The organism is Streptomyces aurantiacus JA 4570 (assembly GCF_000414115.1).
GTDB lineage: Bacteria > Actinomycetota > Actinomycetes > Streptomycetales > Streptomycetaceae > Streptomyces > Streptomyces aurantiacus_A.
Genome location: NZ_AOPZ01000270.1, coordinates 1 through 9952, shown reverse-complemented (window position 1 = coordinate 9952; position 9952 = coordinate 1). Strand labels below are relative to the sequence as shown.

The following is a 9952-nucleotide window of genomic DNA, read 5'->3' as shown; positions in this document are numbered from 1 at the left end:
GGGGCGCGACGACCGGCGAAGGCGCCGACGCGCACGGCACCGGCGAACCCGCTCCCGCCCCCGCCGACGCCCGCCTCGCCGACGAACGCGCCACCACCGACGCCGTCAAGGCGCTGATCCGGCTGCGCGGCGAGGGCCGCAGTGGCGAGGCGCACGGCGTGCTCGTCGAGGCGGCGGGGTGGCCCGCGGCCCGGCTTCCGCTGTTCGCCGAGGAGTTGCACCACGCGGGCCTCGCGGCGGACTGGGCGACCCTGCTGTGGGAGGCCGCCTCGCTGCCGCCCGACCGGCTCGTCGCCGTCGCCGACGCGCTCGCCGGGTCGGGCCGCGCCGAGGACTGCCGCAAGCTGCTGCGCCAGGGCGTGGCCCGGCCCGCCCCGGAGATCGCCGAGTCCCTGATCGCGCTCGCCGACGCGGGCCGCGACCGCGAGGCCCGGGCGCTGCTCGACGCGTACGTCCGCGTGCGCAGCGCCGAGGACGTCGCGGCGTGCGCGCACACCGACCCGCCCCGGCTCATCCCGCTGCTCCTGGAGACCGCCAAGGCCGCCTCGGACGAACACCACTGGGACCTCGTGCACGCCCTGCGGGTCGCGGGCTTCACCACCTGAGAACGCGCCCGGCGGGTCCGGATCTCACCCGCTCGGGTGCGAAACATGATCGACTCCGCCGCGTTACGACGATGGTCTTGGCAAGGCCGCCGATGGGGCTTACGTTCGTCTGTCTACGCACGAAGTCTACGGGCGTAGAGGCTCTCTGACGTCCCGTCGAAGGAGCAGGCCATGGTCAACGTCGTACGCGCCGCACTGGTCCAGGCGACCTGGACCGGCGACACCGAATCCATGATCGCCAAGCATGAGGAACACGCTCGCGAGGCGGCCCGGCAGGGCGCCGAGGTCATCGGTTTCCAAGAGGTCTTCAACGCCCCCTACTTCTGCCAGGTCCAGGAGAAGGAGCACTACCGCTGGGCGGAGCCGGTCCCGGACGGGCCGACCGTGCGCCGCATGCGGGACCTCGCCCGCGAGACCGGCATGGTGATCGTCGTGCCCGTCTTCGAGGTCGAGCAGTCCGGCTTCTACTACAACACCGCCGCCGTCATCGACGCCGACGGCAGTTACCTCGGCAAGTACCGCAAGCACCACATTCCCCAAGTCAAGGGATTCTGGGAGAAGTTCTACTTCCGTCCGGGCAACATCGGCTGGCCCGTCTTCGACACCGCCGTCGGCCGCGTCGGCGTCTACATCTGCTACGACCGGCACTTCCCCGAGGGCTGGCGCCAGCTCGGCCTGAACGGCGCCCAGCTTGTCTACAACCCCTCGGCCACCTCCCGCGGCCTCTCCGCCCACCTGTGGCAACTGGAACAGCCCGCGGCCGCCGTCGCCAACGAGTACTTCATCGCGGCGATCAACCGCGTCGGCCAGGAGGAGTACGGCGACAACGACTTCTACGGCACGAGTTACTTCGTGGACCCGCGCGGGCAGTTCGTCGGCGAGACGGCGAGCGACAAGGCGGAGGAACTCGTCGTGCGCGACCTGGACTTCGACCTGATCGACGAGGTCCGTGAACAGTGGGCGTTCTACCGGGACCGCCGCCCGGACGCGTACGAAGGGCTGGTCAACCCGTGAAGGACCTCTGCACCCGGCACAAGGCCGTCCTGCCGGACTGGCTCGCGCTGTACTACGACGAGCCGCTCGAACTCACCCACGGCGAGGGCCGGCACGTCTGGGACGCCGCGGGCCGGCGCTATCTCGACTTCTTCGGCGGCATCCTCACCACCATGACCGCGCACGCGCTGCCCGACGTCACCAAGGCCGTCGCGGAGCAGGCGGGCCGGATCATCCACAGCTCGACGCTCTATCTGAACCGCCCGATGATCGACCTCGCCGAGCGCGTCGCCACCCTGTCCGGCATCCCGGACGCGCGCGTGTTCTTCACGACGTCGGGCACGGAGGCCAACGACGCGGCACTGCTCCTCGCCACCGCCCACCGCGGCTCGAACCAGATCCTGGCGATGCGCAACAGCTACCACGGCCGCTCGTTCAGCGCCGTCGGCATCACCGGCAACCAGAGCTGGTCGCCCACGAGCCTGTCGCCGTTGCAGACGCTGTACGTCCACGGGGGCGTCCGCACCCGCGGGCCGTACGCCGCCCTGAGCGACGCCGAGTTCACCGAGGCGTGCGTCGCGGACCTGCGGGACATGCTGGGCCAGACGCGCGGGGTGGCCGCGCTCATCGCCGAGCCGATCCAGGGCGTCGGCGGCTTCACCTCGCCGCCCGACGGCCTGTACGCCGCCTTCCGCGACGTCCTCGCCGAACACGGCATCCTGTGGATCGCCGACGAGGTCCAGACCGGCTGGGGCCGCACCGGCGACCACTTCTGGGGCTGGCAGGCGCACGCCGCGTCCGGCCCGCCGGATCTGCTCACGTTCGCCAAGGGCATCGGCAACGGCATGTCCATCGGCGGCGTCGTCGGCCGCGCCGAGATCATGAACTCCCTGGACGCCAACTCGATTTCGACGTTCGGCGGCTCGCCGGTGACGATGGCCGCGGGGCTCGCCAACCTCACGTACCTCCTGGAACACGATCTGCAGGGCAACGCCCGGCGCGTCGGCGGGCTGCTCATCGAGCGGCTGCGGGCCATCTGCGCGCACCTGCCGCTCGTACGCGAAGTGCGCGGGCGCGGCCTGATGATCGGCCTCGAACTCGTCAAGCCCGGCACCGACGAGGCGAACCCGCAGGCGGCCGCCGCCGTGCTCGAAGCGGCCCGTGAGGGCGGACTGCTCATCGGCAAGGGCGGCGGGCACAACACCAGCGTGCTGCGCGTCGCGCCGCCGCTCTCGCTGACGGTCGCGGAGGCGGAGGAAGGCGCCGCGATCCTCGAACACGCCCTGCAGGACGTCTAGTTCACCGCCGAAGGCACCGACGTGGCGACGTCCGCACGTACGTATCACGTAGGGAGCGCATCACCATGAGTACCCGCACCCTGATCCGCGGGGGCCTGGTCGTCACCGCCGCCGAGGAACTGCACGCCGACGTGCTGATCGAGGACGGCCGGATCGCGGCCCTCGCCGCGCGCGGCACCGAGGCCGCCGCGGCCTGGACCGCGGACCGCGTCATCGACGCGAGCGAGAAGTACGTCGTCCCGGGCGGCGTCGACGCGCACACGCACATGGAGTTCCCGTTCGGCGGGACCTTCTCGTCCGACGACTTCGAGACCGGCACCCGGGCGGCGGCCTGGGGCGGCACCACCACCATCGTCGACTTCGCCGTCCAGTCCGCCGGGCACTCCCTGCGCGCGGGCCTGGACGCCCACTACGCGAAGGCCGACGGGAAGTGCGCGATCGACTACGCCTTCCACATGATCGTCTCCGATGTGAACGACCGCACGCTCAAGGAGATGGACCTCCTCGTCGAGGAGGGCATCACCTCCTTCAAGCTCTTCATGGCGTATCCCGGCGTCTTCTACAGCGACGACGGGCAGATCCTGCGCGCCATGCAGCGCTCCTCGGCCAACGGCGGCCTGATCATGATGCACGCGGAGAACGGCATCGCCATCGACGTCCTGGTCGAGCAGGCCCTCAAGCGCGGCGAGACCGATCCGCGCTATCACGGCGAGGTCAGGAAGGCGCTGCTCGAAGCCGAGGCCACGCATCGCGCGATCCGGCTCGCCCAGGTCGCGGGCGCGCCGCTGTACGTCGTGCACGTCTCGGCGGAGGAAGCCGTCGCGGAGCTGGTGACCGCGCGGGACAAGGGTCTGCCCGTCTTCGGCGAGACCTGTCCGCAGTATCTGTTCCTGTCCACGGACAACCTCGCCGAGCCGGACTTCGAGGGCGCCAAGTACGTCTGCTCCACGCCGCTCAGGCCCCGCGAGCACCAGGCGGCGCTGTGGCGGGGCCTCAGGACCAACGACCTCCAGGTGGTCTCCACCGACCACTGCCCGTTCTGCTTCACCGGCCAGAAGGAGCTGGGCCGCGGCGACTTCTCGAAGATCCCCAACGGCCTTCCCGGCGTCGAGAACCGCATGGACCTGCTCCACCAGGCCGTCGTCGACGGACACATCAGCCGCCGCCGCTGGATCGAGATCGCCTGCGCCACCCCGGCCCGCATGTTCGGCCTCTACCCGAAGAAGGGCACCATCGCGCCCGGCGCCGACGCGGACGTCGTCGTCTACGACCCCGCCGCGACGCAGGTGATCTCCGCCGAGACCCACCACATGAACGTCGACTACTCGGCGTACGAAGGGAAGCGGGTCACCGGACGTGTCGAGACCGTACTCTCGCGCGGCGAACCGGTCATCGACAGCCGGGAGTTCACCGGCCACGCCGGACACGGCGTGTACACGCCCCGCGCGACCTGTCAGTACCTGGACTAGGAGGCTTCACGTGGATTTCGGACTCGTCCTGCAGACCGACCCGCCCGCGTCCGAAGTGGTCGGCCTGATGCGCCGCGCGGAGCGGAGCGGCTTCCGCTACGGCTGGACCTTCGACTCGTCGGTCCTGTGGCAGGAGCCGTTCGTGATCTACAGCCAGATCCTGGAGCACACCGAACAGCTCACCGTGGGGCCGATGGTGACCAACCCGGGCACCCGCACCTGGGAGGTCACCGCCTCCACCTTCGCGACGCTCAACGACATGTTCGGCAACCGCACCGTGTGCGGCATCGGCCGCGGCGACTCCGCGATGCGCGTCGCGGGCCGGAGCCCCAACACCCTCGCCCGGCTCGGCGAGTCGATCGACGTGATCCGCGACCTCGCCGAGGGCCGCGAGGCCGACATAGAGGGGCGGCGGCTGCGCATCCCGTGGGTGCGGGACGGCAGGCTGCCGGTGTGGATGGCGGCGTACGGCCCCAAGGCGCTCGCGCTCGCCGGGCAGAAGGCGGACGGGTTCATCCTCCAGCTCGCCGACCCCTATCTGACGGAGTGGATGGTCAAGGCGGTCCGCGACGCCGCCGCCGCGGCCGGACGCGACCCGGCGGACGTCAAGATCTGCGTGGCCGCGCCCGCGTACGTCAGCGCCGACCTGGACCACGCGCGCGAGCAGTGCCGCTGGTTCGGCGGCATGGTCGGCAACCACGTCGCCGACCTCGTCTCCAAGTACGGCGAGCACTCCTCGATGGTCCCGGAGGCGCTCACCGCGTACATCAAGGAACGCGAGGGCTACGACTACAGCCACCACGGCCGGACCGGGAACCCCGACACCGCCTTCGTGCCCGACGAGATCGTCGACCGGTTCTGCCTGCTCGGCCCGGCGGCCGCGCACATCGAGAAGCTGCAAGCCCTGAAGGACCTCGGCGTGGACCAGTTCGCGCTGTACGCCATGCACGACGCGCGAGAGGCCGTCATCGACGCGTACGGCGCGGAGGTCATCCCCGCCCTGACCGGCTCATGACCGGGCCATGACCGACACCGTGCCCCCGGGGCCGCCCGCCGCGCCCACCCAGCGGGCGGCCGACGACGGCCGCGTCGAGCTGATACCCGGCGCCTACCCGCACGACAGCCGCTTCGCCAACGACGACCTCAAGCCGATCCCGCTCGCCGAACGCCACTGGACCACCTACAACTTCGCCGCCCTGTGGGTCGGCATGGCCCACAACATCCCGTCCTGGACGCTCGCCTCCGGCCTGGTCGCGCTCGGCATGGACTGGAAGCAGGCCGTCCTCACGATCGCGCTCGCCAATGTGGTCGTGCTGCTCCCGATGCTGCTCACCGGGCACGCGGGCCCCAAATACGGCATACCCTTCCCGGTGCTCGCGCGCGCCTCCTTCGGGCTGCGCGGCGCGAACCTGCCCGCGCTGATCCGTGCCGCCGTCGCCTGCGGCTGGTTCGGCATCCAGACCTGGATCGGCGGTCAGGGCATCTTCGTCCTGCTGAACGAGGTATTCGGCGGCGCCTGGGCCGACGCCTCGGACATCGGCGGATACCCGTGGACCCTGTGGCTGTGCTTCGTGGCCTTCTGGGGCCTCCAACTGGCCATCATCCACCGGGGTATGGAGACGCTGCGCCGCTTCGAGAACTGGGCGGCGCCGTTCGTGCTCGTCGGCGCCGTCGTACTGCTCGTATGGATCTCCGACAAGGCGGGCGGCCTCGGCCCGCTGCTCGACCAGCCGTCCGAGCTGGGCTGGGGCGCCGACTTCTGGCCGGTCTTCTTCCCGGCCCTCATGGGCATGATCGGCTTCTGGTCCACGCTGTCCCTGAACATCCCGGACTTCACCCGCTTCGGCAAGGGCCAGCGGGCGCAGGTGTGGGGCCAGACCCTGGGCCTGCCCACCACGATGACGGCCTTCGCGCTGCTCTCCGTCCTCGTCACCTCCGGCTCGCAGGCGGTGTACGGGGAGCCCGTCTGGGAGCCGGTGGAGCTCGCCGCCAAGGCGGACAACGTCTTCGGGCTGCTGTTCGCGCTGGTGACGGTGCTCGTCGCCACGGTGTCCGTGAACATCGCGGCGAACGTCGTCTCGCCCGCGTACGACCTCGCGAACCTCGCGCCCAAGCTCATCAACTTCCGTACGGGCGCGCTGATCACCGGAGTCGTCGGCGTCCTGATCTTCCCCTGGAAGCTGATCGAGACGCCCGAGCTGTACATCTTCGTCTGGCTCGGCGTCGTCGGCGGGCTGCTCGGCACCGTCGCCGGGATCCTTGTCGCCGACTACTGGGTGGTGCGGCGCACCGCCCTCGACCTGGCCGACCTCTACCGGCCCGAGGGACGCTACTGGTACACGGGCGGCTGGAACTGGCGGGCCGTGGCGGCCTTCGCGGTGGGCGGCGTGCTCGCCGTCGGCGGCTCGCACTCGGACCCGGGGGAGGGGCCGTTCCCCCGGGACGGCCTGATCCCCTTCCTGGAGCCGCTCGCGGACTACGGCTGGGCCGTGGGGCTCGGGGCCGCGTTCGTGGTGTATCTGGGGCTGATGTGGTCGCGCAGGGAGCAGCGGCCGTGAGGTCGGAGCGGCCGCGAAGGCGGCGGCGGCTCAGCTCGGGCGCGTCGCCGTCACCAGCCACACCCGCGCCTTCATCCGCACCCCGCGCCCGCCCGCGTGGGGCGTGAGCGTGTCCTCCATGGCCTTGCGGGTGACCCTCGGCACGGAGGCGTCCGGGGTGCGGGAGAGCAGGAAGTCGACGGCGTCCGCCGGGTCCTTGCCCCAGTACGTCTCGATGGTCAGGGCCGTCACGTCCACGTCCGTGTAGGCGGCGAGGGCGGCGCGGACGCGGCGGGGGTCGCTGAGGGAGGCCATCGCGGCGCGGGCGTCGGCGGACTCGGGGGACGCGGCGGCGCCCTGCTCACCGAGGAGCTTCGCCAGCATGCCGAGCGCCCGGGACTCCTCGATGTCGGGGCTCGCGGGCTGCGGGCAGGCGAACACCAGGCGCCCGCCGGGGCGCAGCGCGCGGGCCACATTCCCGAACGCCGCCGCGTGGTCGGCGAAGAACATCACGCCGCCCCGGCTGATCGCCACGTCGTAGCCGCCCGCGGGGAAGCGGTGCGTCTGGGCGTCGCCCAGTTCGTACGAGACGTTCGCGACGCCCTCGGCCGCGGTGCGGGCGCGGGCCCGGTCCAGGAGCGGCGCGGAGATGTCCACGCCGACCGCGCGACCACGGCCGGCGAGCCGGGCCGCGATCCGCGTGACCGTGCCCGCGCCGCAGCCGATGTCCAGGACGCGGTCCCCGTCACCTATGGCCGCCGCCGCGAACAGATGGTCGTCGAGGTCGCCGCTCATGGCGTCGTAGCGGTCCTGCTGCGCGGCCCAGTGCCGGCCGACGGGGCCGTTCCAGATGGCTTCCTGGCGGGCGTTGGGGTGGTCGGCGGGCCGGGCCTGGGGGGCGGCGTGCGTGGTCATGGCGGCTCCTTCGCCGTCGGGCGTCGTCGGGGACGCCGTGATCGTGGGTCCGATGGTGGCCGCGCGGGGGCCCGGCGGTCGTCGTACCGCCGGAGGCAGTCGTGGCTACCGCCCCGGGGCCGGACGGCCGCCGCGCTACTACCGGGGGAGTAGCGCGGGAACGGTCCGTACGACGGACGCCGCCGCCCGGACCGGCGCTTAGGGTGCGGGCATGCAGGGGGAACGTGGGACCAAGCGCGATGCCGCCGGACGGCGACCGGTGTTCGACTGCTACGACCACGGGGACGACCCGAGGACGCGGCTCGTGATCGCCGCGCTGGCCGCCGTCGTCGCCGTCGTCGTGATGCTCGCGACGGCGTACGAGGGCGGGGCCGACGCCCTCGACTACGCCCTGATCGCCGTCGGCTCCCTCTCCCTCGCCGCCTACCACAGCGCGCCCCGCGTCTCCCTCGCCGTCAGCACGGCCGCCATGGCCGCCTTCGTGCTGCACGCCGAGCCGACCACGGCGGCGGCGTTCCCCGTGCTCGGCGCGGTGCACGTCGCCGCCCACGGTCGGCAACGGCTCCTCGGCGCGGGCCTGGGACTCGCCTTCCTCGCCGCCTTCTTCGCCGCCGACCCCGGCGGGGACGGCGCCGTCGAGCGGACCCTGCTGCTCACCGGGTGGTTCGTGTGCGCCGCCGCCATGGGCGTCGCGGGCAGGACCTGGCAGGCGTATCTGCGCCAGACCGAGGAGCGCGCTCTGGAGGCCGAGCGGACCCGCGAGGAGGCGGCGCTGCGCCGGGCCGGTGAGGAGCGCCTGCGCATCGCCCGCGAACTGCACGACTCGCTGACCCACAGCATCTCCATCGTCAAGCTGCAGGCCGGTGTCGCCGTGCACTTGGCGCGCAAGCGCGGCGAGGAGGTGCCGCCCGCGCTGCTCGCCATCCAGGAGGCCGGCGGCGAGGCCATGCGGGAACTGCGCGCCACCCTGGAGGTGTTGCGCACCGACGCGCCCACGGGCAGCCCGGCCCTGCTCGTCGAGCGCGCCCGGTCGGCCGGGCTGCCCGTGGAGCTGACGGTCACCGGACGGGAGCGGGCGCTGCCGTCGGACCTGGAGCTCGGGGTCTACCGCATCGTCCAGGAGAGCCTCACCAACGCCGCCCGGCACGCGGCGGGCGCGGCGTCCGTCGGCGTCCATCTCGACTACGGGGAGCGGCAGGTGGTGGTGCGGGTGGACGACGACGGGGCCGCGCGCCCGGGGCGGCCGGTCGCGCCCGGCACCGGCCTCACCGGGATGCGCGAGCGGGTCGAGGCGCTCGGGGGCGCGCTGCGGGCGGGGGCGCGGGACGAGGGCGGGTTCTCGGTGCGGGCCGAGCTGCCGTTGGAGTCGCCGGCGTGATCCGGGTGGTGCTGGTCGACGATCAGGCCCTGATGCGGGCCGGGTTCCGGGCGCTGCTCGACGCCGAGGACGGCATCGAGGTGGTGGGGGAGGCCGCGGACGGGGAGCAGGGGGTGGCGCTGGTGCGGGAGCGCGTGCCCGACATCGCGCTCGTCGACGTGCAGATGCCGGTGCTCTCGGGCATCGAGGCCACGCGCCGCATCGCCGCCGACCCGTGCCTCGCGGCCGTGCGCGTCGTCATCCTCACCAACTACGGCCTGGACAGTTACGTCTTCGAGGCGCTGCGCGCCGGGGCCAGCGGCTTCCTGCTCAAGGACACCGAGCCCGCCGACCTGTTGCAGGCCATCGAGGTCGTCGCCCGCGGGGACGCGCTGCTCTCGCCCTCCGTGACCCGCCGCCTCATCGGCGAGTTCGTCGCCCGGCCCCCGGACCGCGCGACGCCGCCCGGCATGGAGGGCCTCACGCCCCGCGAACGCGAGGTGACGGCCCTCGCGGCCCGCGGCCTGACCAACGAGGAGATCGCGGCGCACATGGTCATCAGCCCCTTCACGGCTAAGACCCATGTGAGCCGCGCGATGACCAAGCTGGGTGCGCGTGACCGGGCTCAACTGGTGGTGTTCGCCTATGAGTCGGGGCTTGTGCGAGTGCGGGGCTCCTCGTGACGCGCGGTGGTCGCCCAGGTGGTCTGGGCGGGCCTTCTCGCCGGGGCTCGCCTGGACCCCGGGCTGGGTGGGCGTTGATCGCCGCTTCGCGGCTC

Annotated in this window: 8 protein-coding genes and 1 pseudogene; 8 read left to right on the top strand and 1 reads right to left on the bottom strand. The window is 72.4% G+C overall.

Annotated elements, in window-relative coordinates; all coding sequences use genetic code 11:
* The 6 genes and pseudogenes from STRAU_RS24615 to STRAU_RS24590 form a co-directional block, all read left to right on the top strand.
* Positions 1 to 605: pseudogene (locus tag STRAU_RS24615) on the top strand (hypothetical protein); the annotation flags it as partial.
* A gap of 171 nt (positions 606 to 776) precedes the next feature.
* Positions 777 to 1619, top strand: coding sequence for a nitrilase-related carbon-nitrogen hydrolase (locus STRAU_RS24610; protein ID WP_016643095.1), 843 nt, complete (start codon positions 777 to 779; stop codon positions 1617 to 1619).
* Positions 1616 to 2896 (top strand): aspartate aminotransferase family protein, encoded by a 1281-nt coding sequence (locus tag STRAU_RS24605; RefSeq protein WP_016643094.1) that lies wholly within the window; start codon positions 1616 to 1618, stop codon positions 2894 to 2896. The genes STRAU_RS24610 and STRAU_RS24605 overlap by 4 nt, the downstream gene beginning before the upstream one ends.
* A gap of 65 nt (positions 2897 to 2961) precedes the next feature.
* On the top strand, positions 2962 to 4365 hold the full coding sequence (gene hydA / locus STRAU_RS24600) for a dihydropyrimidinase (RefSeq protein ID WP_016643093.1): 1404 nt from the start codon (positions 2962 to 2964) through the stop codon (positions 4363 to 4365).
* Positions 4366 to 4375: 10 nt separating this feature from the next.
* Positions 4376 to 5380 carry a TIGR03842 family LLM class F420-dependent oxidoreductase gene (locus STRAU_RS24595; protein ID WP_016643092.1) on the top strand — a complete coding sequence of 335 codons (1005 nt, stop codon included), beginning with the start codon at positions 4376 to 4378 and terminating at the stop codon, positions 5378 to 5380.
* 7 nt (positions 5381 to 5387) lie between these two features.
* Positions 5388 to 6923 (top strand): NCS1 family nucleobase:cation symporter-1, encoded by a 1536-nt coding sequence (locus STRAU_RS24590; protein ID WP_016643091.1) that lies wholly within the window; start codon positions 5388 to 5390, stop codon positions 6921 to 6923.
* A 30-nt stretch (positions 6924 to 6953) separates the two neighbouring features.
* Here the strand turns inward: STRAU_RS24590 and STRAU_RS24585 are convergent, their stop codons facing one another.
* Complete coding sequence (locus STRAU_RS24585; RefSeq protein ID WP_016643090.1) at positions 6954 to 7817, bottom strand: class I SAM-dependent methyltransferase; 864 nt, start codon at positions 7815 to 7817, stop codon at positions 6954 to 6956.
* Between the two features lie 211 nt (positions 7818 to 8028).
* Between STRAU_RS24585 and STRAU_RS24580 the strand changes: the two genes are divergently transcribed.
* Together STRAU_RS24580 and STRAU_RS24575 are read left to right on the top strand one after the other, a co-directional pair.
* Positions 8029 to 9195, top strand: coding sequence for a sensor histidine kinase (locus tag STRAU_RS24580; RefSeq protein ID WP_078621447.1), 1167 nt, complete (start codon positions 8029 to 8031; stop codon positions 9193 to 9195).
* Entirely contained in the window at positions 9192 to 9857 is a 666-nt protein-coding gene (locus tag STRAU_RS24575; protein WP_016643087.1) for a response regulator, read from the top strand. The genes STRAU_RS24580 and STRAU_RS24575 overlap by 4 nt, the downstream gene beginning before the upstream one ends.
* The last annotated feature ends 95 nt before the right edge of the window (positions 9858 to 9952 follow it).